This is a genomic window from Kribbella sp. NBC_00662 (assembly GCF_041430295.1).
Classification (GTDB): domain Bacteria; phylum Actinomycetota; class Actinomycetes; order Propionibacteriales; family Kribbellaceae; genus Kribbella.
On record NZ_CP109029.1, the window covers coordinates 2,834,882 to 2,859,570 of the forward strand.

A 24,689-nucleotide genomic window follows, 5' to 3' on the forward strand; every position below is an offset into this window, starting at 1 on the left:
GGGGGAGCAGTGGGGGTAGCGTGACTCAGCCACCGTACGAACCGGAACGTCCACAGGATCGACCACACGACACCACCCAGGACGCCACCCAGTCGTTCCCGACCCAGGACCCGACGCAGGTCTTCCCGACGCAGGACCCGACCCGGGTCTTCCCGTCGCAGGAACCGAGCAGCGGTTTCTCGGCGCAGGATCCTTCGCGGGCGCTCCCGGGGCCGGGGGCGACGCGGGCGTTTCCGACGTACGGGCGGTCGGAGCAGGCGCATCCGCAGCAGACCGGTTCTGCGCCTTGGGCGGCTCCTGGGCAGCCGCAGCCGCCGCAACCGCAGTACGGGCAGCCGGCTTATGGGCAACAGGCCTTCGGGCAGGCGCCTCCTGGGCAGCAGCCGCCGCCGTACGGGCAGGGATACGGTCCGGGGCAGTATCCGCCGCAGTACGGCCAGGCACCGGCGCCGTACGGGTATGGCTACGGCTACACCGGATCGGGCGGGACCAACGGCCTGGCGGCCGCGGCGCTCGCCACCGGGATCGGCGGGATCTTCATCGGCCTGTCCGCGCCGGTCGCGATCGGTCTCGGCATCGCCGCGCTCGTCCAGATCAACCGCCGCCAGCAGGCCGGCAAGGGCATGGCGATCGCCGGGCTGGTGATCGGTTCGCTGGTGACGATCGGGTACGCCGTCCTGATCGGGCTGGTGATCATCCTCGGCTCGACGGTCGACGACGACTACGGCTCACCCGAACCGGTCTCGTCGTACTCCGCCGGCCCGACAACCTCCGTCGACGACCTCGCCGTCGGCGAATGCTTCGACGACGGCAACTCAGAGGCCGAGGTCGTCCGCCAGCCCTGCACGCTGGCCCACGACGGCGAGGTCATCGCCGACGTCACCCTCCCCGAGGGCCCGTACCCCGGCGACAACGGCGTCGACAAAGCAGCCGACCGCGCCTGCTCTCCCACCTTCACCAGCTACGTCGGCAAATCCCCCGACGACTCCGAGCTGGACCTCTCCTACTGGACCCCCACCAGATCCCTCTGGGAAGACGACGACCGCCTGGTCGTCTGCGCCGCCTACGGCCCCGACCACGACAAACTAACCAGCACGGTAAAGAACAGCCACCGCTAACTCGCACTGAGTACACCCCCGCGCGCCGCACCCACCCCTGCTCATCGTGGGTGCATCTGTGGGCGCTGCCGCGGGCGGTGGTCTGCAGCCGCCGGTGCCCCGATCGATTTCTGGTGCCTCGTCAAGCAACGTTCGGGTTGTATTCCCTCCCCGAGGGTTCTCCCCTGCTGTTGTGCCTTCTCACCTCGTACACCAGCCGAGAAGGCACAACACGCGCGGATAACCCTTCCTGTTGCGGCCGGTGAGCGGTCGCTACGACCACAACCTTTCTTGACGAGGCACTACCGAGTGCTGACCGTGCCGACCATCCACAGCGGACCGTTGGTTGCGCAGGCCTGTCCCGTCCAGGTGTCCTGGAAGCGGTCGGCGCCACCGCCGCCGATCGTGATCGGGGTGCCGGATCGGGCGATGACCTTGTTGGCGGCGTCGAGGATCTCGAAGGACTGCGAATCTCCGCGCACGATGTAGCCGCGGGGCCACACGAGCGTCGTGTCGGATCGACCCGCCCGTACGCACCCGTCCGCGTCGGCGGTCAGCGTGGTGGGCAACGCCGCCTCCATCCCACTGGGGCCGTCGAAGTCCGACTGGACGATCCGTGGCGGTGCGGTGGCGGCTGACTGCTTGGATGCCGGTGGCGACTGACTGCCGCTGGGTCGAACTGCCCAGGTGGTCCCGGCGATGACCACGGCCGCGGCGAGCGCCGTAGCCCCGACTGCGAGCCGTCGGTTGCGGGTACGGCGGTGCCGGATGCGTATGGCGACCGTGTCTTCGGCGAGATCGACGGTGTCACTGGCCTCGGCGGCTGTGGCTCGGAGGAGCTCTCGTAGGTCGTTGGTGGTCATTGGGTGGTCTCCTCGGTGACGCCGAGTTGCGCGGCGAGTTTCGCTCTGGCGTCGGCCAGGTGGCGTTTGACGGTGCCTTCGGCGCAGCCGAGTTCGTCGGCGATCTCGGCGACTGGCAGGTCTTCGTAGTAGCGGAGGACGACGCAGGCTCGCTGCTTCGGTGAGAGAGTTGCCAGCGCCCGCCGGACCTCGTCGGCCACCGCGAGTCGGTCGTCGTCGTGGTGCGGTACGTCGACGAGCAGGTGGCGGGTCGCGTTCCATCGCTTGAGTCGCCGGCGGCTGTCGATGTACTGGTTGAGCATCGCGCGCCGCACGTACGCCTCGAGCTCGTTGACGTCACCACCGATCCGCCGCCGACTGAACACCCGCGTGAGCGCTTCCTGCACCAGATCACTCGCTGTCGTCGCGTCGCCGGTCAGCAGGTAGGCATAGCTCCGAAGCGCACTACCCCGCGAAGCCAGCAACGCCCGGAACACAGGCTCCCAGTCCGCCACCTCGCCACCCCCTCTCACCCACAAGGACGAACAACAGGGCCACGACGTTGGGGGCGCCTCCGACAATTCTCAGACCGACCCCGCCAGGACTTGCGCGAGGGGCGCCTGTTCGTGCGTGGGATTGTCGTTCTGCAAGTACGCTGACGGCGTGGGCATGGTGATGGCGGTGTCGTTCGAGCGGTACGGGCGGCTTTACTACCTGGACCCGGGTGAGTTTCGGCCCCGGGTGGGGGACAAGGTGCTCGTGCCTACTGACGACGGGCCCGAGGTGGCTGAGTGTGTCTGGGCGCCGCAGTACGTCACCGAAGAGATTGGCGGGCTGCCGCTGTGTGAGGGGATCGCCAGCGCGAAGGATCTGGATCGGGACGAGCAGAACCGGCAGCGGCGGGCCGATGCGCGGGTGATTGCCAAGCGGACGATCCGGCAGCACGGGTTGCCGATGAAGGTGGTCGGGATCGATTTCGTCGACCGGCGGCCGGATGTCGACCAGTTGGTGATCGTGTACTTCTCGGCCCCGCACCGGGTGGATTTCCGCGAGCTCGTGCGGGATCTGGCGCGGGCGCTCCGGGCGCGGATCGAGCTGCGGCAGGTCGGTGCTCGCGACGAGGCGCGCTTGCAGGGCGGGATCGGGCCGTGTGGGCGGGATCTGTGCTGTGCGACGTTCCTGAAGGATTTCGAGCCGGTCAGCGTGCGGATGGCGAAGGACCAGGACCTGCCGCTGAACCCGCTGAAGATCTCCGGCGCGTGCGGCCGGCTGATGTGCTGCCTGAAGTACGAGCACCCGCTCTACCAGGAGTTCAACGCGAAGGCCCCGGCTCTCGGGACCTCGGTGGAGACCCCCGCGGGTGATGGAGTGGTGGTCGGGCACAACGTGCCGAGCGACACCGTGGTCGTCCGGCTGGCGGCCTCGGGCCGGCGCTGCGCCTGCAGTCGCGCGGACGTGTGCTCCCCGCGGCAGCAGTACGAGGCATCCGGTACGACGACCCCGGACGCGGCACCGGTCGAACCGGCCGGTACGCCGGACTCCGCGCCCGCAGCGGTCGTCGTACCCACACCAGACGCCACAGACGCCGCAGACGCCGTACCGGAAGACCGTGAAGAGACGACCGAGTCCCGCGAGGAGCGGCGGGTCCGGAAACCGCGCCGGCGCCGCCGCCTGCACCATGACGACGAGGGAGAAACCGGGCAGTGAGATTCCGCAGGTCGACCGTGCTGGTGGCAACTCTTGCGGTCCTGGCGAGCGGATGCGGGGTGGCCAGTCGCGCTCAGAACGCGGGTGACGGTCCGGAGGTGCCCGGCATCGGCAGCAACCCGCCGAGTGCGCCGGTAGGCCCGATCCCGGCCGGGCTGGAGAAGTTCTACCAGCAGAAGCCGGACTGGGAACGCTGCGGCTCCAACCAGCAGTGCGCGACCATTCTGGTCCCGCTCGACTACAGCAAACCGGCTGGTCAGACGATCGAACTGCGCGCCCGGAAGGTGCTGGCCCGGGACCGCGGCGGCCGGATCGGCACGCTGTTCATCAACCCGGGCGGTCCGGGCGCGTCGGGGCAGGACTTCGCGGCGCAGGCGCCGATGCTGTTCGGCTCGTCGCTGCTGCGGAAGTTCGACATCATCGGCTGGGACCCGCGCGGCGTCGGCGAGTCCACGCCGGTCAAGTGCCTGGACACCGAGCAGCTGGACACGATGATCGCCGCGGACGGCAGCCCGGACAACGCGGCCGAGATCAACGACCTGGACAAGGAGGCGAAGACCTTCGCCGCCGGCTGTGAGGCACGTTCCGGTCGCCTGCTGCCGCATCTGTCGACCAAGGACGCGGCGCGCGACATCGACGTACTGCGAGGCATCGTCGGCGACCCGCAGCTCTACTACATGGGCATGTCGTACGGCACGTACCTCGGAGCGACGTACGCCGAGCTGTTCCCGAAGAACGTCGGCCGGATGGTGCTGGACGGCGCGGTCGACCCGTCGATCACCAACGAGCAGATGGGGATCGCGCAGGCGAAGGGCTTCGACAAGGCACTCGACGCGTTCGCCGAGGACTGCGCGCAGCGGTCCTGCAAGCTCGGCAGCAGCAAGACCGAGGTGCTGGCGAAGGTCGATCAGCTGATCAAGGACAGCGACGCGAACCCGCTGCCGGGCGACGGGGACCGTAAGGTCACCCAAGCTCTCGTCGTCCTCGGGCTGATCTACCCGCTGTACCTGAAGGACTTCTGGCCACGCCTCGAGGACGCCGTCGCCGACGGCCTCTCGGGGAACGGCGCCCGGTTGCTCGCGCTCGCCGACGAGTACACCGATCGCGAGCAGAACGGGTACGCCGACAACTCCAACGAGGTCAACATCGCGATCAACTGCCTCGACCACCCCGACTTCACCTCGATCGCGCAGATCGAGGCGAACCTGCCGGCGTACAAGACGGCGTCACCGCGGTTCGGTGAGTTCCTGGCGTGGTCGTCGGTGTCGTGCGCCAACTGGCCGGTCAAGCCGCAGAACCAGCCGCACAAGATCAAGGCGGCCGGCGCGAAGCCGATCATGGTCGTCGGCACGACCCGCGACCCGGCCACGCCGTACGAGTGGGCGGTCGGCCTCGCGCACCAGCTGGAAAGCGGTGTCCTGGTCACGCGGGACGGCGACGGGCACACGGCGTACCTGTCGGGCAACGCCTGTGTGAAGAACGTCGTCGAGAGCTACCTCGTGCAGGGCAACACACCGGCTGCCGACATCAGGTGTTAGTTCGGGCGGGTGTCGCCCGACGCGACCGGCAGTTTGAGCGTGTCGGTCGCCTGCTGGAGTACGGCGCGGAGGCCGGCCTCGTCCTGTGGGCGCCCGCCGACGGTGATCTCGACGGCTGAGCTCTTGCCGCCGTCGATCGAGATCCAGCGCGACAGGCCCATCCGCGGTCCGCGGGCCTGATCGGTGTACGTGTAGACGAGCGTGCCGTTGTCCCGGCTGAGCACCTTCAGGTTGCGCTCGTCGATGCTGTGCTCGCGAGCCGCGACCAGCTGGTCCGGGGTCTGCTTGCTGCCCCGCGTGTCGAACCGGACCTGCCAGACCCCGGTCGGGTCGAGGAACTTCGGCCGGGTGCCGTCCTGGGCGCTCTTCCAGCCGGTCGGGACCTCCGCGGACACCGGATCGTCGTCGGTACCGAAGTTCTGTACGACGTACTGCAGCGAGTCGGGCTGGAGACAACTGGCACACGCCGGCGGGCTGGGCGGGGCCGAACTCACGATCCCCACCGAGGTGTTGTTGCCGGTGGTGAACGGATTGCCGCCGTTGATGGCGAGCACCGCGCCGAACACGGCTACACCGACGGTCATTCCCGCCAGCGTCATCAGCAGCGCCTGGTGCCTGGGCGTGAGCATCCCGACCTCGCTTCCCTCTCTCCCGCCCGATTATCGCCGACGAGAGGGGCGTCACCGCAAACCCGCGCGTACGCTGGCACGTCGTGGAGATGTCCGAACCCGCGTTCCAGCAGGCTTTGCAGCGCTACATCGACGGTACGGCGGAGCGCGCCGACTTGAAACTGCTCACCAAGGAATTGCTGAAACTCCTGGTGGCAAAGGCGCCAGGTCACGCAGTCGAGGTCCGAGTCCCGCCGTACGGCGCGGTGCAATGCATCGAAGGCCCGCGACACACCCGAGGTACGCCGGGCGCTGTGATCGAACTCCCGCCGGAACTGTGGATCGACGTGGCGCTCGGCCGGACCACCTGGGCCGATGCCCGATTGACCGGCAAGCTCCGTGCCAGCGGCGAGCGCACCGACCTGACCGGCCTGTTGCCGCTGGTCCGGGCATGAAGAGAGCCGCGGCGCTCCCCTGCAGCGCCGCGGCTCACGATTTCAGTGCGCCGAGGTGGACCAAACCGCCGTACGGCCGTACACGATCACCAGGCGGCCGTCGTTTCGCATCTGCAGTACAGAGCCCTTGCGGACGGTCTTGCTGGACCACAGAGCCTTCTTCGCGGCGCTGTAGACGACGAAGTTGCCGTCCTGCTGCATGACCGCGAACGCACCCTTGCTGATCGTCTTGGTGGACCAGACCGGGGTCTTGCCGTTCTTCACCATGACGAGGTTGCCGTCGGTCTGCATCTGCAGGCGGTAGATCCGGCTGGGCGAGAACAGCATGTCGTACGGGTTCAGGAGCCGGCCGGAACCGAGCGTGCCGATCACCATGTGCCGGAACCAGACTGCCTTGTTGCGGACGTTGTAGATGACCAGGTTGGAGTCGTTCTGTACGGCGAGGTACGCACCGGTGCTGCCGCCGGTGTTGCTGGCCCAGACCGGCGTACGGCCGGAGATGACGACCAGGTTGCCGTCGCGCTGCATGATCAGGCTGGAGGCCTTGCGGTTCGTCATCGAGGCCCACAGGGCGGTGCGGCCCTTGTAGAGGACGGCGTTGCCGTCGGTCTGCATGAGGAGCGTGTAGACCCCGTTCGGCGAGCGACGGTACTGGCCCGGCTTCAGGTACTCACCCGGCTTGAGCACCGAGGACACGGCGGTCGTGCTGGCGGCGGCAGTGCCGGCGGCCTGAGCGGCCGGGGGAACAAGCAGGGTGGCACCGGCCGCCGCGCCCACCGCGAGCGTGGCGAGCAGCCGGGTACCGGCCGACTTGATCGAGATCATGCGGTTCTTCTCCGTTTCCCGAGAGCCGGCCGGGCGTTCGCCGGCCGGTGAGATTGACGCCCTGGGCAACCAATCGGTTCCACCGTAGGCCGCGGCCGGGTTCGGTCAGCGACGTTTCGACCGTGGTCGAAAGGGTCGGCGGTAATCAGGTTCGTCCCTGCCGGTAGGACCTGTCAGTATGTTGCGGTGGCAGCAAGTCTCCGCACGCGACTGGCCCGGTTGCGCGTCGATCTGACCCCGTGGCGTGGTTCCCGTGACTTCCGTATCCTGCTGGTCTCCGGATCGGTGTTCTTCCTCGGCGGCATGGTCGGCTACGTCGCTCTGCCGTACCAGCTGTACCAACTCACCGGCTCGAACTTCGCCGTCGGCGCGATGGGTCTGGTGACGATCGCACCCCTCGTCGTGTTCGGGCTGTACGGCGGTGCGCTGGCCGACCACGTGGAGCGCCGGAAGCTGCTCGTCGGCACCGGTATCGCGCAAGTGGTCATCTCCGCACTGATGGTCACCAACACGCTCCTGGCACACCCGCAGATCTGGCTGATCTACGTCTGTGGCGCGCTGAACGCGGTCGCGTCATCGCTGCAGCGGCCGTCCCGCGAGGCACTCCTGCCGCGCGTGGTCCGCCATCAGGAGATCCCAGCTGCGGTCGCGCTGAGCTCCCTGACCTCGCAGGTCGGCCAGCTGGCCGGTCCGGCGCTGGGTGGCGTTCTGGTCGGTTCTGTGGGCGTGACCTGGGCATTCGCGGTCGAGCTGACCGGGATCGTGTTCGCGACGCTGCTCTACAGCCGGCTGGGCTCGTACCGGGCGGGGGACCAAACCACCGCGCCGAGCCTGCGCGCGATCGGCGGTGGGATCGTGTACGCGTTCCGCCGCAAGGACCTGCTGGCGACGTACCTGGTGGACATGGTCGGGATGTTCCTGGCGATGCCGATCGTGCTGTTCCCGGCGTTCGCGACGGACATCCTGAAGGAACCGAAACTGCTCGGTCTCCTCTACAGCGCCGAGGCGATCGGGGCGATGTGCGCCAGCCTGACCAGCGGCTGGGCCAAACACGTCCATCACCAGGGGCGGGCCGTCGTCCTGGCCACGATGGGCTGGGGCGCAGCGGTCGGAATCGCCGGACTGGCGCCGAACATCTGGTTCGCGATCGGGTTCTTCGCCCTGGCGGGAGCGGCCGACATGGTCTCGGTGCTGTTCCGCTCGGTGATCTGGAACCAGACGATCCCCGACGAGATGCGCGGCCGGCTGGCCGGGATCGAGATGCTCGGGTACTCCCTCGGCCCGCTCGGCGGCCAAGCCCGCTCCGGTCTGGTCGCGGACCTCACCGGCGTCCGTACGGCGATCGTCAGCGGCGGCGCCCTGTGCGTCATCGGCGTGGTCGGCACCGCCTCTTGGCTGCGCGAGTTCTGGCGGTACGACTCCCGCACCGACGAACACGCCGTCCGCGAAAGGGACCTCCGCGCAGCCCGTTAGTCTCAAGACATCATGCGTACCTTGATCGCCGCCGGGCTCGCCGTTGTCCTGCTCGTGGGCTGTAGCGGTCCCGGTCAGGAAGACGCGCCGAGTGCGCCGCCGCTGGTGTCGGTATCGCAGACTCCGAGTGAAACGCCTTCCGAGACACCGTCCGCGACGCCGTCATCGCCCTCGAAGGTCGCGGACACGTTGTGCGTGCGGATGGACGCCTCGCTGGTGCAGTCGACGCTCGGGGTGAAGGTGGCGAACATCCAGCCCGAGACGCCGCCGGTCGATTTCGGGATCCCGACGTACGACGTCTGTCAGCTGACCCTGAGCACGGCTGCGAACGGCCCGGTGCTGAACGTCGAGACTTCGGTGCTTCTGGCAACGAAAGCGACGCTGGCTGCGGCCCAGAAGGCGTACGCGGCGACCAAGAAGGAGCCTGCCAAGCCGGCCGCGCTGGGCGAGGGCGGGTACGGGACGAGCACGTTCGTGGTGTTCCTGCTCAAGGGCAGGCTCTACAAGATCACCGGCCCCAAGGCGACGCTCGCGAAGTACCTCGTGATCGGTCAGGACGTGATTCAGCAGGTGCCCGGTCTGCCCGATCCGGAGCTGCTGATCACCCGGCCGGACTGCGAGCGCGGGTCGTCCGCGGCCGAGAAGGTGATGGGCTCGCCGGCGATGGCCAGGCGCGACGGTGAGACGCTCCTCGGCGACCCGGTCTGCGGCTGGGTCACCACGACGAGCGTGCTCTACACCTCGGTTCGCCGTACGACGCAGGCCGCAGCCTTGATGGCTCCGATCCGCAAGGCCGCGACCTCGCAGCCGATCCCACTCGGCGACGAGGGGTACGTCGACACCGCGACCGGACGCACCACGATCCGCGTCGGCGACGACAAACTGGTCGACCTGGTCCCGCTTCCGGCTCGTCCGATCAATCCCGATCTGATGACCCAGTTCGCCCTCGCCATGTCCTCGCTCTACACCCGCTGAACGGACCCGGCAGCGGCGGCGATGGTCGCGATGGCCTCGGTGATCTCGGTGGGGGTGCGGGCGGCGTAGCCGAGCACGAGGCCGGGGGCATGGGCCAGTTGGCTGTGCCAGGAGAGGGGGTGGGTTTTGATCCCTTTGCTCAGGGCTGAGGCGGCCAGCTCCATGTCGTTGGTGGAGTCGTTGAAGGTGATCGTGAGGTGCAGGCCGGCGGCGGCGCCGTGGATGGTTGCGGTGGGCAAGTAGTTGTGGATGGCGGTGACCATCGCGTCGCGGCGGACGCGGTGCCGGCGGCGGAGGAAGCGGAGGTGGCGTTCGAGCTCGCCGGACTCCATGAGGTGGGCCAGGGTGAGCTGCGGGAGCGCCGCGTTGCCGAGGTCGGCCAGACGCTTCCGGCCGACCAGCTCGTCCTTGTACTGCGCGGGCGCGAGCATCCACCCGATCCGCAGCGACGGCGCGAGCAGTTTGGAGATGCTGCCGGCGTAGATCACCTGGTCGGTCAGCATCGCGCGCAGCGCAGGCACCGGAGGGCGGTCGTACCGGTGCTCGGCGTCGTAGTCGTCCTCGATGATCAATCCGCCGTCCGCGGCCCATCCGATCAGCTCGCGCCGACGTTCGCCGTCGAGTACGACGCCGGTCGGGAAGTGGTGCGCCGGCGTCACCATGACCACGCGGGCGGCGGATTCCCGCAGTACGTCGACCTGGAGGCCGCGGTCGTCGACGGGGATCGGCGGAGTGTGCATTCCCCAGTTCTGCAGGTGTTGCCGGGATCCGAGCGAGCCGGGGTCCTCCACGGCGATCTCGTGGACGCCGCGCCGGTCGAGGACCTGCGCCACCAGCCCGATCGCCTGCGCCACACCGGCCACGATGATCAGGTCGTCCGGGTCGGCGGCGATGCCGCGGTTGCGGGCCAGCCAGTTCGCGACGGCTTGTCGGAGCGCGGGAGTCCCGGCGGGATCGCCGTACCCGAAGTCTGCCGACTCCAGGTCGTTCAGGACGGCCCGCTCGGCTCGCAACCACGCCGTCCGTGGGAAGGCAGCCAGATCGGGCACCCCGGGCGTCAGGTCGATCCTGGCCGGTGCCGCGCGAAGGTTGTCGAAGATCTCGAGGCCGGGGTCGCTCAGATCTGCAGATGGACAGGAGGTGTCGGCCGTTCCGCTGTCTTCTGGCGGGGTGCCAGGCGGGCGAGGAGGTATACGTAGACGACTACGTCCTGTCGAGCTGCCGGTGCCCACCACAACTGTGCCGGCGCGGCCTCGGCCGGTGACGTGGCCGTCCTCGGTGAGGCGTTGGTAGGACTCCGTGACCACGCCGCGGGAGATGCCGAGGTCGGTCGCGAGGGTGCGGGTGGCGGGGAGGCGGCTGCCGACCGGGAGGTGGCCGGTGGAGATCGCCGTACGGAGGCGGTTGGTGAGCCAGTCCGCGAGACCGCCGGGCGGTGCCTCGGCCGGATCGAGTTGGAGGAAGTCCGCCCCGCCTTTGGACCGACCACTTCTTCCCGGATTGGACCTGTTCACAGGACCATTGTGGCTGGACCGTAGAGGTATGGGAACTGACTACGTTCACGGGTACACCCCGGCCGAGACCCGCCGCCTCGCGGACCAGGCCGGAACGCTGGCCGACCTCCTCCACGGCGGCACCACCTATCCAGCCGGCAGCCGCGTGCTGGAGGCCGGCTGCGGCGTCGGCGCGCAGACCGTCCAGCTTGTGACCCGCAGCCCCGGCATCGAGCTCGTCTCGGTCGACGTCTCCGAGGAGTCGCTCGCCCAGGCGAAGGCCCGCGTCGCCGTACACGCCCCGGAAGCCGCGGTCGATTGGCGTCACGCCGACCTGCACGACCTCCAGGACGAGAAGTTCGACCACGTCTTCGTCTGTTTCGTGCTCGAGCACCTCGTGGACCCCGGCAAGGCTCTGGTTGGTCTGCGCGACCTCCTCAACCCCGGCGGCAGGATCACGGTGATCGAAGGCGACCACGGGTCCGCCATCTACCACCCGCGCAGTACGCAGGCCCAAGCCGCGGTCGACTGCCTCGTCGACCTCCAGGCCGAGGCGGGCGGCGACTCGCTCATCGGCCGGCGCCTCCAGCCGCTGCTCGAGCAGGCCGGATACGACGACGTACACGTCGAGCCGCGCACCGTGTACGCCGACCAGACGCTCCCGCATCTCGTCGACGGCTTCACGCGTAAGACGTTCATCGCGATGGTCGAGTCGGTCCGGGAGCGCGCGATCGCGGCCGGACGGCGTACCGAGGCCGAATGGGTCGCGGGCATCCGCGATCTGGAGAAGACCGCCGGGCCCGGCGGCACGTTCCACTACACGTTCTTCAAGGGGGTCGGTCGGACATGATCGCTCTACTCGTTCTCGTCGCCGCGGTCTGCCGGGCGCTGAATCGCAACCAGCGCAGGCAGATCCGCCCGGCACTCAACGGCATCGAGGATCGCGATCTCCAACGACTTGTCGCCGATCTCCGCGCGATCAGCTGACCAGTTCATGCTCGCGATCACCTGACCAGTTCATGAACGCCTGGTAAACAAGTGGGTATGGCCCCGACTGAGCAGCTAGAGATCGAGACGAAGTACGACGTCGACGACAGCGTGATTCTGCCGGCGCTGCACGAGCTGCCTGGGGTCGCGAGCGTCGCCCAACCCGTCGAGCTGGACCTGGAGGCGGTGTACTACGACACCCCCGACCTCGACCTGGCCGCGAACAAGGTGACGCTGCGCCGCCGCACCGGTGGTGAGGACGACGGCTGGCACGTGAAGTTCCCCGTGTCGTCGGGTGAGCGGCTCGAGGTGCACCATCCGCTCGGGCGGTCGGCGCGGAGTGTGCCGATTGCCGTCGTACGCACGGTCCGCGTCCACGCCCGCGATCACGCGCTGGCGCCGGTCGTGACGCTGCACACGCGGCGCGTCGTACACCGTCTGCTCGACGCGGACGGCGCCGTACTCGCGGAGGTCGCCGACGACAACGTGACCGCGACGGTCGAGGACGGCGAGCCGGAGAGCTGGCGCGAGTGGGAGGTGGAGCTCGTCGGCGGGGACAAGCCGCTGCTCGAGGAGGCCGGTGAGCTGCTGAGGTCGGCCGGCGCGCGTCCCGCGAGCGGTCCGAGCAAGCTGGCGCGGGCGCTCGGCAGCCGGGTGCCGTCGTCGGTGGATTGGACGCTGCCGAAGAAGCCGCGGACCTCCGACTTGTTCCGCGCGTACGCCGGCGCGCAGGTTGAGGCGATCCACGAGAGGGACCCTGAGGTACGGCGGGATGTTCCGGACTCGATCCACAAGTTCCGGGTCGCGACGCGGCGGCTGCGGTCGGCGCTGGCGACGTACCGGCCGGTGATCGATCGATCGGTCGGCGATGAGATCCGGGTCGAGCTCAAGTGGCTCGCGGGTGAGCTCGGCGTCGCGCGGGATGCTGAGGTGCAGCGTGAACACTTCGCGGCCGAGGTCGCGGAGCAGCCGGTCGAGCTGGTCATGGGTCGCGTTGCCGGGCGGATCGACGACCATCTGCGTCGGGTCTACAAGGACGGGCGTGCGGGGGCGTTGGCCGCGCTCGAGAGTGAGCGCTATTTCCGGCTGCTCGACACTCTCGACGAGCTGATCGCGAAGCCGCCGGTGACGGGTGACGACCGGAAGGCGAGCAAGCAGATCGGGGAGCTTCTCGACCACGACCGCAAACGGATGCGCAAGGCGGTCAAGCGCTCCCAGGCCGCGGAGACGGTCGCTGAGCAGGACCACGAACTCCATGAAGTCCGCAAGGCCGCCAAGCGTCTGCGGTACGCCGCGGAGTCCGCCGTACCCGTGCTGGGTGATGAGGCCGGCGCGATGGCGGCGGGTGCCGAACAGGTCCAGGAGATCCTCGGCGAACACCAGGACTCCGTCGTCTCCCGCGACCTCCTCCACCAGCTCGCCCTCGAAGTCTTCGCCGACGGCGGCAACCCCTTCACCTTCGGCCGCCTCCACGCCACCGAAGAAGCCCGCGGCAACACCTCCCGAGACGCCTTCTACAAACTCTGGCCAACCCTCAAGCTCTGAAGACTGCCCATCGCGGTGCTACAGGCGGCTCTCTTCTTCTTGAGGGTTGTTTCTCCCCAGACGTGGAGCCGGGCGGTCAGGTGCTCGCCTACCTGGCCGCCCGGGGTTGGGGCTGTCAGGCAGGTCCGCGTGTGATGAGCAGGACCTGCCTGACAGGTCTTAGTGGTTGACTGCCTTTTCGGCGCCCGCGCCGGTGAGGGAGCGGACTTCCATTTCGGCGAAGCGGTCCACGTCGACCGGCTCCTTGCTGGTCACGGTGCCCAGCCAGCCGAGGAAGAATGCCAGGGGAATCGTGACGATGCCGGGGTTGTCGAGCGGGAACCAGTGGAAGTCGATGCTGGTGTCGGTGATCATCGACAGGCTGGCGTGGGTCTTGGCGTCGACCTTGCCGGAGACGACCGGGCTGAACACGATCAGGATGATCGTCGAGGCCAGGCCGCCGTAGATGCTCCAGAGTGCGCCGCGGGTGTTGAAGCGCCGCCAGAACAGCGAGTACAGGATCGTCGGCAGGTTCGCGCTCGCCGCGACCGCGAAGGCGAGTGCGACCAGGAAGGCGATGTTCTGGCCGTTCGCGAAGATGCCGCCGATGATCGCGACGATGCCGATCACGACCGCGGTGTACCGCGCGATGCGGACCTCGCCCTGGCCGCTGATCTGGCCCTTCTTGATGATCTGGCCGTAGATGTCGTGCGCGAACGACGTACTCGCGGTGATCGTCAACCCGGCCACGACGGCGAGGATGGTGGCGAAGGCGACCGCGGAGATGACGCCGAGCAGGACCTCGCCGCCCAGTTCGAAGGCGAGCAGCGGGGCGGCCGAGTTCGCCTTGCCCGGTGCGGCCTTGATGCGGTCCGGTCCGACGATCGCGGCAGCGCCGTACCCGAGGACCAGTGTGAACAGGTAGAAGATGCCGATGATCCAGATCGCCCAGCTGACGCTGCGGCGGGCTTCCTTCGAGTCCGGCACGGTGTAGAAGCGCATCAGCACGTGCGGGAGACCCGCGGTGCCGAGCACCAGCGCGAGAGCCAGCGAGATGAAGTCCAGCTTGGTGACGCCGGTCGCGCCGTACTGCAGGCCGGGCGACAGCAGCTTCTCGCCGGCGGCCGGGCTCTTGTCGACCGCTGCGCCGAGCAGGCTGGACAGGTTGAAGGTGTACTTCGCGAGCACCCAGACCGTCATGATGCCGGCGCCGATGACCAGCAGCACGGCCTTGACGATCTGCACCCAGGTGGTGCCCTTCATGCCGCCGACCAGGACGTACGTGATCATCAGGATGCCGACCACGGCGATCACGATGCTCTGTCCGGCCCGGTGGCTGACCCCGAGCAGCAGTGCGACCAGACCGCCGGCGCCGGCCATCTGCGCCAGCAGGTAGAAGAAGCAGACGACGAGGGTCGAGATCGCGGCCGCCATCCGGACCGGCCGCTGCTTCAGCCGGAACGACAGTACGTCGGCCATCGTGAAGCGACCGGTGTTCCGTAGCAGCTCGGCAACGAGTAGCAGTGCAACCAGCCAGGCGACGAGGAACCCGATCGAGTACAGGAAGCCGTCGTACCCGTTCAGCGCGATCGCGCCGGCGATGCCGAGGAACGACGCGGCGGACAGGTAGTCGCCGGAGATCGCGATGCCGTTCTGCGGGCCGGTGAAGGATCGGCCGCCGGCGTAGAAGTCGGCCGCGGTCTTGTTGTTGCGGGAAGCCCGGAACACGATCGCCAGCGTGGCCACGACGAACAACGCGAAGATGACGATGTTGACGGTCGGGTTGCCGATGTCCGTTGCCAGCGGCAACATCAGTGGGGCGATCACTGCAGTTCTCCCTCGATCTGGTGGCGCAGCTTCTCGGCGTCCGGGTCGAGCCGGCGGTCGGCCCAGCGGACGTAGATCAGCGTGATCGCGAACGTCGACACGAACTGGCCGAGCCCGAACAGCAGGGCGACGGTGATGTTGCCGCCGACCTTGTGCGACATGAAGCCGTGCGCGTAGTCGGCGAGCAGGACGTAGACGAAGTACCAGACCAGGAACAGTGCGGTCATCGGGAACACGAACCGCCGGAACCTGCGACGCAGCTCGGAGAAGTCCGGTGAGAGCTGGACATCCCGATAGGTCGTCAGGTCCGGATCGCGTGTATCACTCATCGCGAGCCTCCAGAGTGGATCGAGCCGGGCGGAAGAGGCCGGGCACGTCGTACTGTGGCCTGGGTCACGATGCTTCGACAGCACCGGCGCGCATCGAGCGCTCAGCGGAGCAGACCAGTCGTCCGGTGGATCACTCGAATGCGACGAGCGGTAGGAACGGCACGACGAGCGGCGGACGCCCGCCACTGATCAACGGCCGGTCGCCGGTGGCCGGTAGGCGTGGCGCGGTGCGGGCGGGGTGCTCGACGGACGGTTGGTCAGTGGCGCAGGTCCGCGGTCCACGTCGACGGCCTCCGGGGTGTGCAGGCGGACCATGCTGCGAGCGGTCCCGGCCGGGATGCGGTCCGGGGTGAGCTTCGAGACCACGATCACGGTGAGGAACGCGAGCGGCATCGTCCACGCGGCCGGCTGTCCGACGAGCGCCCGCGGCCAACCGCCTTGGGGTGCGCCGGCCACGTTGGTCAACGCGGCGGCGCTGGCCGCGATCCCGCCGACGACCAGCCCCGCCGCGGCACCTGTGGTCGACATCCGCCGCCACCAGATCCCCAGCACCAGCAGCGGGCAGAACGTGGACGCGGCAAGCGCGAACGCGAGCCCGACGGTGTCCGCAAGGCTCAACGAGCCAGTCACCGTGAACGCCAGGTACGGCACGATCATCGCGATCAGCGCCGCGATCCGGAAGCTGTTCACCGCCACGTAATCGCCGCCGGTCCACTCTCGCAACCGGCTTCGCAACAGGTCCTGGTCGATCACCCCGGCGATCGCGACCGTCAACCCCGACGACGTCGACAGGAACGCTGCGAACGCCCCCGCCGCGACCAGCGCACCGAGCAGATCGCCTGCTGTACCAGGGAAAACTCGCCCCGGCAGCTCGAGTACGACGGTGTCCCCGCCACTCGCCACCAGGTCCGGCGCGAAGGTCCGCCCGAGTACGGCGTACATCGGCGGGAAGAGGTAGAACATGCCGAGCAACGCGAGGACGACGACGGTGGTACGCCGGGCCGCGCGCCCGTCCGGGTTCGTGTAGAAGCGGACGAGGACGTGCGGGAGCCCCATCGTCCCGAAACAAAGGGCCAAGAGCAACGAATACGTCGCGTACAGCGGGTGGTCCCGACCGCCGGCGCGTGACAACGGCTCGGCCCATTCGGATGCGGCGCCGTGCAGTGAGTCGAGTACGCCGGTCGGCTGGTGCCACGCGAGCAGGATCACGAAGATCGGTGCTGCCAACGCTGTCAGCTTCAGCCAGTACTGGAACGCCTGGACGAACGTGATCGACCGCATCCCGCCCGCGGCCACGTTGATGACCACGATGACCGCGACGATCATCGCCCCGACCTGCGGCGGTGCGCCGGTGACGGTTTGTACGGCGAGACCGGCGCCGTGCAACTGCGGTAGGAGATAGAGCGTCCCGATACCGACCACGAGACCGGCGCAGATCCGCCGTACCAAAGGCGATTCGAAGCGGGTCTCGGCGAAGTCCGGCAGCGTGTAGGCGCCGGAGCGACGCAGGGGAGCTGCGACCAGGACCAGCAGCATCAGGTAGCCGACCGTATAGCCGACGGAGAACCACAGCATGTCCGCGCCGTTCACCAGCACCAGACCGGCGACGCCGAGGAACGACGCGGCCGACAGGTACTCGCCGCTGATCGCCGACGCGTTCCAGCGCGGGCTGACCGCACGACTCGCGACGTAGAAGTCACTCGTGGTCCGCGAGATCCGCAGCCCGAACAACCCGATCCCGATCGTCGCCGCGACCACCAACCCGATCGCACTCAAACTAATTGCCGACGACATCTATTGCCGTCCGACGAACTCGGTGAACTCGGCCTCGATCCGTTCGGCGTTGCGGACGTAGATGCGCGCGGCGACGTACACGACCGGGTAGACCAGGATGCCGAGGATGACCCAGGGCAGCGGTAGGCCGAAGATGGACAGCGTGCGGGTCGGCGGGACGAGCCAGAAGAGTAGCGGGATGCTGCCCAGGACGAGCAGTACGCCGCCGATGACGGCCAGCGTCAGCCGTAGCTGGGACTGGACCAGCGAGAGCATGTATATCTCGCCGAGCCTGGTCTGCTCGTCGATCTCGCGGGTGCCGGTCGGGATGATCGGACGCCGCGCCGCGCTGGTACGCGGGCTCGTGACGCGGACCCGACGCGGTCCCTCCGGCGTACTCATCGCAACGACGTCGATCGGACCAGGAGGTCGCGCAGTTCGCGGGTGTGCCGTCGGCTGACCGGGAGCCAGTCGCCGCCCACTCGGACCGCGCACCGGCCGCCGTCTACGCGCATCTCGTCGATGTGTGCCAGTGCGACCAGCGTGCTGCGGTGGATCCGCGTGAAGCCGGCGTCTCGCCAGCGCTCCTCCAGAGTGCTGAGCGGAATTCGGACCAGGTGCGAGTTCTGACCGGTGTGCAGGCGGGCATAGTCGCCCTGTGCCTCGACGTACCGGACTGTGGAGCGCTGGACGAACCGGGTGACGCCGGCCAGCTCGACCGAGATCGTCTCGTCCTCGGTGTCGTCCGGCGACTGCAGCGCGACCGGTGCACCCGCAGTGACCACCCGGCGGACCGCCTCGGCCAGGCGCTCGGCCCGGACCGGTTTCATGACGTAGTCGGCCGCGTCGAGCTCGAAGGCTGCGACGGCGTGTTCGTCGTACGCCGTGACGAAGACGATCCGCGGGCGCGGGGGGCGGAACTTGGACAGCACGCTGGCCAGGTCGATGCCGTCCAGACCGGGCATCTTGATGTCGCAGAACACCACGTCCAGGTCGCTTGCCTGCAGGATCTTCAGTGCCTCCGGGCCGTCGGACGCGGTCTGGATGTGGCCGATCCGGGGGTCCTGACTCAGCAGGTACACCAGTTCGGCGCGAGCGGGCTCCTCGTCGTCCGCGACCAGCGCGCGCAGCGGAGTGTCGGCCATAAAGCGAACAGTAGCGGCCGGATCTGGCTCTACGACAGCATTCGGGGCGGGTGGTCGGCTCGGTGGTCCCAGCGCAGCCGGCTCGAGCCGAAGCCCGCTGCATGTAAGCCGTCGTGGCCGCGCGGACGCCGGCAGTAGTAGTACGGCGAGTACAGGTCCTTGCAGGAATCGTCGTGGCTCGTGTAGGCGAACTCGAGGTCCAACCGGTTGTCACTGGTCATGGAAGCCGCTCTCCGTAACGGTCTGCTCCGATCCCAGTATCGTCCGACACCCCAGTACCGCACGACGCAGTGGGAGCGGGTGGCGTCCCCGCTCCCACCGCGGCCGCCGGTCTACTTGATCATTCCGTGCGGATCGAGCACGTACTTGCGTGCCGCGCCGTGGTCGAACTCGGCGTACCCGGTGGGTGCCTCGTCCAGCGAGATGACCGTGGCGTTCACGTTCTTCGCGATCTGCGTCCGGTCGTGCAGGATCGCCTGCATCAACTGGCGGTTGTACCGCATCACGGGGCACTGCCCGGTCGTGAACGACAGCGATTTCGCCCAGCCGAGGCCGAGCCGGATCGAGAGCGAACCGCTCTTCGCCGCTTCGTCGGTGGCCCCGGGGTCGCCGGTGACGTAGAGCCCCGGGATACCGACCGCGCCACCGGCGCGGGTCACGTCCATGACCGTGTTCAGCACCGTCGCCGGCCGCTCGGCCTGGGCGTCGCTGCCGTGACCATGGGCCTCGAAACCGACCGCGTCGATCGCACAGTCCACCTCGGGTTCACCGAGAATCTGGTCGATCTGGTCCTTCGGATCGCCCTGCGACACGTCGATCGTCTCGCAGCCGAAACTGCGTGCCTGGTAGAGCCGGTCCTTCTGCAGGTCGGCGACCATGACGACCGCCGCGCCGAGGAGGAACGCCGCGGTGGCCGCCGCCAGCCCGACCGGGCCGCCGCCTGCGACGTACACCGAAGACCCGGTGCCGACGCCGGCGGTGACGGCGCCGTGGTACCCGGTCGGGAAGATGTCCGCCAGCATGGCCAGGTCGCGGATCTTCTCCATCGCCTGCGCCTTGTCCGGGAACCGCAGCAGGTTCCAGTCGGCGTACGGCACCAGTGCGTACTCCGCCTGGCCGCCGACCCAGCCGCCCATGTCGACGTACCCGTACGCCGATCCCGGCCGGTCCGGGTTGACGTTCAGGCAGACCCCGGTCTTGCCTTCCTTGCAGTTGACACAACGCCCGCAGGCGATGTTGAACGGTACCGACACCAGGTCGCCGACCTTGATGAACTCGACGTCCCGGCCGACCTCCACCACCTCACCGGTGATCTCGTGGCCGAGTGCGAGCCCGGGTGGTGCCGTCGTCCGGCCGCGCACCATGTGCTGGTCGCTGCCGCAGATGTTGGTCGCCACCACCTTCAGAATCGCGCCGTGCGGAATCTGCCGGCCGACGTTCGCGGGGTTGACCCCCGGTCCGTCCTTGAGTTCCAAGGCTGGGTAGTCGATGGTCTCGACCGCCACGGCGCCTGGCCCCTTGTAGATAACTGCCCTGTTTCCTGGCATGAGTGGTGCTCCTCCCCAGGATGCTCCATCCGCGGCACGGGTGGAGATGTGCGCTGTCGCGGGCCGTGGTCGCCACTGCGAGAGAAGAGGCGATCCGGTCGTCGCCTGCCCCCGGTCGATGTCGTCAGGGGATGCTCCCGACGCTAGTCCGCCGCACCCGGAACCGTCAACAAAACAAGGACTTTCTACGGCGAAGCGTGCACCCCTGAGGAGTATTTGGGGATGCGGAAAGTTACCTTCGTGCCGGCGTCCAGTGCGGTCTCCACGACCAGGCCGTACGTGTCGCCGTACACCTGACGCAGCCGGGCGTCGACGTTGCCCAGGCCGACCGAGTCGCTGCCGGTCTCGCCGGAGAGCGCTGCCCGGATCACCTCAGGGTCACTGCCCGCGCCGTCGTCCTCCACGCTGATCTCAGCCTCGTTGATCCGGTCCCGCGCACGGATCGTGATCGATCCGGCGCCCGCCTCGAGACCGTGCCGTACTGCGTTCTCCACCAGCGGCTGGACGACCAGGAACGGGATGACCACCGGCAGGACTTCTGGCGCAATCTGGAGCGACACCTTCAGCCGATCACCGAAGCGGGCCTGCTCCAGCACCAGATAGCGCTCCACGTTGCGCAGCTCGTCGGCCAGCGTGGTGTACTCGCCGCCACGCCGCAGTGCGTACCGGGAGAAGTCCGCGAACTCCAGCAGCAGTTCACGCGCCCGCTCGGGATCTGTGCGGACGAACGACGCTATAGCGGCCAGAGCGTTGTAGATGAAGTGCGGGCTGATCTGAGCCCGCAGTGCACGCAGCTCGGCCTCCATGGCCCGTGTGCGTTCCTTGTTGAGCTCAGCCAGCTCCACCTGCCCAGAGACCCACCGGGCGACCTCCTCGGTGGCTCTGACCAGCGCAGCCGAGGTGTTGTTGCTGTACGCGACCAGTACGGCGACCACGCGCTCCTCGGTGACGATCGGCGCGACCACCGCCGTTCGGATCGGGCACTGCGGATCGCCGCACGCCACATCATGCGCGCCTAGCACTGCGGTGCGTCCGGAGCGGAGCGTCGGTGCGGCGAGGGCCTTGGCGTCACGGCGGTGATTGCTCTCGTACGGTCCACCGACGCCGTCCCACGCCAGTACGCCGGACGAGTCGCAGATCGCGATGGCCGCCGTACCCAGGAGGTCTCTGAGGTGGCGGCTAGCCTTACCCGCCGCAGCGGGAGTCAGGCCCTCGCGCAGGTGCGGGCTGGCCAACGAGGCGGTATGCAGGGTCGCATACGTCGCCTTGTCGGCCGGAGTCCCGAAATGCTTCCTCCGCCGAGCGAACACCCCCTGACGGTAACCGCTCAGCCCTCCGCACGCGGCCTGAACGCCTCCAGCGCCTCCGTGTCGGAGTACGTGCTCAGCAGGTACTCCGCAACCCACGCCTCACGTCCTGGGTACGCCGACTCGCGCACGATCCGGTCCGCGGCCGCAGTCGCGTCCAGCGCAGATCGACGCAGTTGTACGCCGTCCTCGGTGAGGAGCGCCCAGCTCGGACCAGGTGCGCCGTACGGCATGCCGACGCTGCCCGCGTTGACCACCAGCCGCCGATCGACCTGTCGGGCGAACGGCATGTGGGTGTGGCCGCATACGACCGTCCTGACATCAGCCGGCAGCCCGTTGAACACTGTGGACCACCGGGAGATCGGACTGTCGACCAGCACCATCTCCTCGTCGTCGCGAGGAGTGGCGTGGCAGTACAGCACGTCCCCGATCGTCACAGTGGTGGGCAGTCCGGCCAGTAGTTCGACCTGGTCCGGCCGCAGTTGCGCCGCGGCCCATGGGCTCACCTCATCCGGCGGCTCGGCGTCGTACGTCCCGCGAGCCATCTCCACCAGCTCCCGGTCCGCGTTGCCGCGCACCCAGACCGCCCGATCTCCGAGCGCCGTCAAGACATCCAGAGTCTCCACCGGCTGCGGCCCACTCGCGATGTCCCCGGCCAGCACGATCACATCCGCGTCCTGAGCATCGGCCAGCACCGCCTCCAACGCAGGCAGCACCCCATGAATGTCAGCCAGTACGGCAACCGTCGTCATAGCTGCAGTCTGCCGCGAAAACCCTTGCTGCAAAGGGACATCTGCTCAGAGCAGATCACCGGGCGAAGTCGACCTGCTTGGCGGCGACGATCCCGGTGGCGCGTTCACACGTTGCGGTGTCGAGGGAGCAGCGCACGACCGTGCTCTTCGTGTTCGGGTCCTGACCGCCGCCGGTCACGACGGCGACCATCAGCAGGTTCTGCTCGTTCTCGGCGACGGCCTCGTAGAAGCAGCCACTCCACTGGCGCTCGACTGCGCCGGTGCGCGAGTCCAGCGCGGTGATGATGTTGCTGCAGTAGCTGTCGCCGTACGCCGGTGTGCCGATCGCGACTGCGCCGTCAGGGGTGAATCCGGTGACCCGGTAGTCGCAGGTCTTGAACCGCTTCTTGCCGGTGGCGATCTCGATGACTGTGGAGCAGCCGTCGCCGGTGTTGTTCGCGGGCAGTGCCGACGCCAGACGGCCGTCCGGAGAGACCGCCATCGCGTCGCCGGTGACTGTCTTCACCTGAACGGGCTTGATAGCACCCGGCGTCCACGAGTACAGCTTCAACGTCGTCTCGGCGCCTTTGACGGAAGCCTTGTAGTAGATCGTGTCCTTCGTGTACGCGAGCACGTAGATGCTCTGGACGTCCGGGAGGTCCAGCGACTTCACCGAGGCGCCGTTGTCCGCGTAGAGCGTCGCGCCGTACGTCTGCTGCCCGACGACCACCGGCGGGGTCGTCGCGTACGCCACCGCCGACTGGTCGGCCGTCCCGGCGAGGGTCATGACATGCGGCGTACGGCTGACCACCGCGCCGGTCGGGCCGACCTTGAGCAACTCGCCGCCGGAGGTCGTCGCGAGCACGCTGCTGCCCAAGCGGGCGACCTCCATGAGGCTGCCGTTGCTCGGGACCTTCAACTCCTTGCCGGCGCCGAGCACCGTGCGGTCGAAGCGATAAGCCAGTTGCGGGTCCTTGCCCTGCGTCAGCTTGGCCGCTTCGAGAGCGACCGGGCCGGAGGGGACCTCAGGCGTCTTCGACGGAGTCTTCGGCGTGAGCGACGGCTTCGGCGGCGTCGGGGTCTGTGTGGGTTTTACGACCGTGGCTGAGGTGAGCACAGGGGTCGGCGACGGCGTGGGCGACGGCGTGGAGCTCGAGGTGCCGCCCAGCGGTGCGGCGACGGTTGTGGAGGCTGACTCAGGAGTCTGGCGGTATGCGAGCGCTCCGCCGACGGCGACAGCAGCCACAGCGGTAGCCGCTACGACAGCAATCAGGCGGCCGTTCAGCTGTCGCTTCGGCGGAGTCGTCAACTCAGTCCCCGATCAGGAGTGGGCCCTTGGCAAGGGGCGTGGCGAGTTCGCAGGCGCCGGTGGACACCGTGCAGCGGATGATTGAGGCCGGTGTCTCTTCACCTGTGTCGGCGAGCAGGAGCAGGTGCTGGTCGTCCTCCGGAACCCACTGCCGGAACACTCCGGACCACTCGTGCAGCAGTGTGCCCTTCTTGGCGTCCAGCACAGCAGCGATGCCGTTGCCGTACCCGTCCTGGTACATCGGACCGGCGATCGCAGTCGCGCCGTCCGGAGTGAAGCCGACGATCTGGTAGTCACAGGTGCGCCAAAGCCGTTTGCCTGCCGGCACCGTGAGGAGGCTGCTGCAGCTGTTCTGGTCGGCCAGCGTGGTCAGCGAACCCGCCGTACCGACGCTGGAAACCGCCATCGCTTTCGGGACCGAGTCGATCGGGATCACCTTCGACTGGGCGGGAGTCCACTCGTAAAGGGTGGACGTCCCGTCCTGCGTCTTCGAGGCGTCGAAGTAGACCTTGCCGTTGAGATAGCCCAGCAGTGCGGGGTTCCAGATGTTCGGCATGGTCACCTTCTGGACGCCTGCCTGGCCCTGGGCCTGCTCGGCGTAGAGGCTGGTCACGCCGGTCTCCTCACCGGTGTCCTTCAGGCGCGAGCCGACGTACGCCGCGCCGAGGCCGTCGTCCGTCGTGACGATCTGGGTGATGTCGGGCGTCCGGGCGGTGACCTTGCCGTCGGTGTCGATGGTCAGCATCTCGGTGCCGTAGCCCTTGGTGACGACGGCGAGCGCCGACGAGCCGAGCCGGGCGACCTCCTGGATGCCGGCGGTGCCGGGGACCTTGATGTCCCCGCCCGCGCCGCCGCGGATCGTCCGGCCGGTCAGGTACGCGATCTGCGGCGCCCGGCCGGTCGGGAGCTTGTTCAGGACGATCTTCGTCTTCAGCGGTCCGGTCGACGACGGTGTGCTGCTCGGCGTCGGCGTCTTCGACGGCGTGGCCGTCGGCTTGGGCGTCGTCGGGCTGCCCTTGGACGGGGAGGTGGAGAGCGGGGCCGCCTCGGCCTCGGCGGTCTCCGGGCCCTGGCGGTAGGCGAGGGCGCCGCCGCCCGCGATCGCGGCCACGGCGACGGCTGCGACGAGGGCGACCAAGCGGCCGTTCTGCACTCGCATCGGCGATCTCCTGTCGAACATGGTCATGGCACGGCTTG

The 24,689-nt window shown here is 68.4% G+C and carries 25 protein-coding genes; 9 read left to right on the plus strand and 16 right to left on the minus strand.

Features of this window, described 5'->3' with window-relative positions; translation table 11 throughout:
- Window positions 1-20 precede the first annotated feature (20 nt).
- Window positions 21-1,118 (plus strand): DUF4190 domain-containing protein, encoded by a 1,098-nt coding sequence (locus tag OHA10_RS14330; protein WP_371406687.1) that lies wholly within the window; start codon window positions 21-23, stop codon window positions 1,116-1,118.
- Window positions 1,119-1,399: 281 nt separating this feature from the next.
- On the opposite strand, the gene OHA10_RS14335 is transcribed toward OHA10_RS14330, so the two are convergent.
- Together OHA10_RS14335 and OHA10_RS14340 are read right to left on the minus strand one after the other, a co-directional pair.
- The gene (locus tag OHA10_RS14335) at window positions 1,400-1,960 is read right to left on the minus strand and encodes a hypothetical protein (RefSeq protein WP_371406688.1); all 561 of its coding nucleotides are present in this window, start codon (window positions 1,958-1,960) and stop codon (window positions 1,400-1,402) included.
- On the minus strand, window positions 1,957-2,454 hold the full coding sequence (locus OHA10_RS14340; RefSeq protein WP_371406689.1) for a SigE family RNA polymerase sigma factor: 498 nt from the start codon (window positions 2,452-2,454) through the stop codon (window positions 1,957-1,959). The genes OHA10_RS14335 and OHA10_RS14340 overlap by 4 nt, the downstream gene beginning before the upstream one ends.
- A 154-nt stretch (window positions 2,455-2,608) precedes the next feature.
- On the opposite strand from OHA10_RS14340, the gene OHA10_RS14345 reads away from it, so the two are divergent.
- Both OHA10_RS14345 and OHA10_RS14350 read left to right on the plus strand, forming a co-directional pair.
- Window positions 2,609-3,646 (plus strand): stage 0 sporulation family protein, encoded by a 1,038-nt coding sequence (locus OHA10_RS14345; RefSeq protein WP_371407942.1) that lies wholly within the window; start codon window positions 2,609-2,611, stop codon window positions 3,644-3,646.
- 59 nt (window positions 3,647-3,705) lie between these two features.
- The gene (locus OHA10_RS14350) at window positions 3,706-5,184 is read left to right on the plus strand and encodes an alpha/beta hydrolase (protein WP_371406690.1); all 1,479 of its coding nucleotides are present in this window, start codon (window positions 3,706-3,708) and stop codon (window positions 5,182-5,184) included.
- Here OHA10_RS14350 and OHA10_RS14355 read toward each other — a convergent pair.
- A complete protein-coding gene (locus OHA10_RS14355; protein WP_371406691.1) occupies window positions 5,181-5,813 on the minus strand; it encodes a hypothetical protein in 633 nt (210 codons plus the stop codon). The two genes, OHA10_RS14350 and OHA10_RS14355, sit on opposite strands and share 4 nt — an antisense overlap.
- A gap of 89 nt (window positions 5,814-5,902) precedes the next feature.
- Here OHA10_RS14355 and OHA10_RS14360 point away from each other — a divergent pair, with 89 nt between their 5' ends.
- Window positions 5,903-6,247, plus strand: coding sequence for a sterol carrier family protein (locus tag OHA10_RS14360; protein ID WP_371407943.1), 345 nt, complete (start codon window positions 5,903-5,905; stop codon window positions 6,245-6,247).
- A 42-nt stretch (window positions 6,248-6,289) separates the two neighbouring features.
- On the opposite strand, the gene OHA10_RS14365 is transcribed toward OHA10_RS14360, so the two are convergent.
- Complete coding sequence (locus OHA10_RS14365; RefSeq protein ID WP_371406692.1) at window positions 6,290-7,072, minus strand: hypothetical protein; 783 nt, start codon at window positions 7,070-7,072, stop codon at window positions 6,290-6,292.
- Window positions 7,073-7,258: 186 nt separating this feature from the next.
- On the opposite strand from OHA10_RS14365, the gene OHA10_RS14370 reads away from it, so the two are divergent.
- Together OHA10_RS14370 and OHA10_RS14375 are read left to right on the plus strand one after the other, a co-directional pair.
- A complete protein-coding gene (locus OHA10_RS14370) occupies window positions 7,259-8,545 on the plus strand; it encodes an MFS transporter (RefSeq protein ID WP_371406693.1) in 1,287 nt (428 codons plus the stop codon).
- A 12-nt stretch (window positions 8,546-8,557) separates the two neighbouring features.
- Window positions 8,558-9,520 carry a hypothetical protein gene (locus OHA10_RS14375; RefSeq protein ID WP_371406694.1) on the plus strand — a complete coding sequence of 321 codons (963 nt, stop codon included), beginning with the start codon at window positions 8,558-8,560 and terminating at the stop codon, window positions 9,518-9,520.
- Here OHA10_RS14375 and OHA10_RS14380 read toward each other — a convergent pair.
- Window positions 9,508-11,034 carry a PLP-dependent aminotransferase family protein gene (locus tag OHA10_RS14380; protein ID WP_371406695.1) on the minus strand — a complete coding sequence of 509 codons (1,527 nt, stop codon included), beginning with the start codon at window positions 11,032-11,034 and terminating at the stop codon, window positions 9,508-9,510. The genes OHA10_RS14375 and OHA10_RS14380 overlap by 13 nt on opposite strands.
- Before the next feature lie 28 nt (window positions 11,035-11,062).
- Here OHA10_RS14380 and OHA10_RS14385 point away from each other — a divergent pair, with 28 nt between their 5' ends.
- From OHA10_RS14385 to OHA10_RS14395, 3 genes are read left to right on the plus strand one after another with little or no spacing between them, the layout of a single operon-like run.
- Window positions 11,063-11,863: a methyltransferase gene (locus OHA10_RS14385; RefSeq protein WP_371406696.1), complete on the plus strand. Its 801-nt coding sequence runs from the start codon at window positions 11,063-11,065 to the stop codon at window positions 11,861-11,863.
- A complete protein-coding gene (locus OHA10_RS14390) occupies window positions 11,860-12,000 on the plus strand; it encodes a hypothetical protein (RefSeq protein WP_371406697.1) in 141 nt (46 codons plus the stop codon). The genes OHA10_RS14385 and OHA10_RS14390 overlap by 4 nt, the downstream gene beginning before the upstream one ends.
- A gap of 57 nt (window positions 12,001-12,057) precedes the next feature.
- Window positions 12,058-13,545 (plus strand): CHAD domain-containing protein, encoded by a 1,488-nt coding sequence (locus OHA10_RS14395; RefSeq protein WP_371406698.1) that lies wholly within the window; start codon window positions 12,058-12,060, stop codon window positions 13,543-13,545.
- A 159-nt stretch (window positions 13,546-13,704) separates the two neighbouring features.
- On the opposite strand, the gene OHA10_RS14400 is transcribed toward OHA10_RS14395, so the two are convergent.
- The 11 genes from OHA10_RS14400 to OHA10_RS14450 all read right to left on the minus strand — a co-directional run bounded on the left by OHA10_RS14400 (window position 13,705) and on the right by OHA10_RS14450 (window position 24,651).
- Complete coding sequence (locus tag OHA10_RS14400; protein WP_371407944.1) at window positions 13,705-15,336, minus strand: cation acetate symporter; 1,632 nt, start codon at window positions 15,334-15,336, stop codon at window positions 13,705-13,707.
- 11 nt (window positions 15,337-15,347) lie between these two features.
- On the minus strand, window positions 15,348-15,680 hold the full coding sequence (locus OHA10_RS14405; RefSeq protein WP_371406699.1) for a DUF485 domain-containing protein: 333 nt from the start codon (window positions 15,678-15,680) through the stop codon (window positions 15,348-15,350).
- A 189-nt stretch (window positions 15,681-15,869) separates the two neighbouring features.
- The gene (locus OHA10_RS14410) at window positions 15,870-17,474 is read right to left on the minus strand and encodes a cation acetate symporter (protein ID WP_371406700.1); all 1,605 of its coding nucleotides are present in this window, start codon (window positions 17,472-17,474) and stop codon (window positions 15,870-15,872) included.
- A complete protein-coding gene (locus OHA10_RS14415) occupies window positions 17,475-17,855 on the minus strand; it encodes a hypothetical protein (RefSeq protein ID WP_371406701.1) in 381 nt (126 codons plus the stop codon).
- Entirely contained in the window at window positions 17,852-18,598 is a 747-nt protein-coding gene (locus tag OHA10_RS14420) for a LytR/AlgR family response regulator transcription factor (protein ID WP_371406702.1), read from the minus strand. Before OHA10_RS14420 ends, OHA10_RS14415 begins: the two co-directional genes overlap by 4 nt.
- 29 nt (window positions 18,599-18,627) lie before the next feature.
- Window positions 18,628-18,819 carry a hypothetical protein gene (locus OHA10_RS14425; protein WP_371406703.1) on the minus strand — a complete coding sequence of 64 codons (192 nt, stop codon included), beginning with the start codon at window positions 18,817-18,819 and terminating at the stop codon, window positions 18,628-18,630.
- 111 nt (window positions 18,820-18,930) lie between these two features.
- On the minus strand, window positions 18,931-20,145 hold the full coding sequence (gene fdhA / locus OHA10_RS14430; RefSeq protein ID WP_371406704.1) for a formaldehyde dehydrogenase, glutathione-independent: 1,215 nt from the start codon (window positions 20,143-20,145) through the stop codon (window positions 18,931-18,933).
- Window positions 20,146-20,330: 185 nt separating this feature from the next.
- Window positions 20,331-21,455 (minus strand): histidine kinase, encoded by a 1,125-nt coding sequence (locus tag OHA10_RS14435; protein ID WP_371406705.1) that lies wholly within the window; start codon window positions 21,453-21,455, stop codon window positions 20,331-20,333.
- A 17-nt stretch (window positions 21,456-21,472) separates the two neighbouring features.
- Window positions 21,473-22,204, minus strand: coding sequence for a metallophosphoesterase (locus tag OHA10_RS14440; RefSeq protein ID WP_371406706.1), 732 nt, complete (start codon window positions 22,202-22,204; stop codon window positions 21,473-21,475).
- Between the two features lie 55 nt (window positions 22,205-22,259).
- On the minus strand, window positions 22,260-23,429 hold the full coding sequence (locus OHA10_RS14445) for a hypothetical protein (protein ID WP_371406707.1): 1,170 nt from the start codon (window positions 23,427-23,429) through the stop codon (window positions 22,260-22,262).
- A gap of 64 nt (window positions 23,430-23,493) precedes the next feature.
- Window positions 23,494-24,651, minus strand: coding sequence for a hypothetical protein (locus tag OHA10_RS14450; protein WP_371406708.1), 1,158 nt, complete (start codon window positions 24,649-24,651; stop codon window positions 23,494-23,496).
- Window positions 24,652-24,689: the final 38 nt, after the last annotated feature.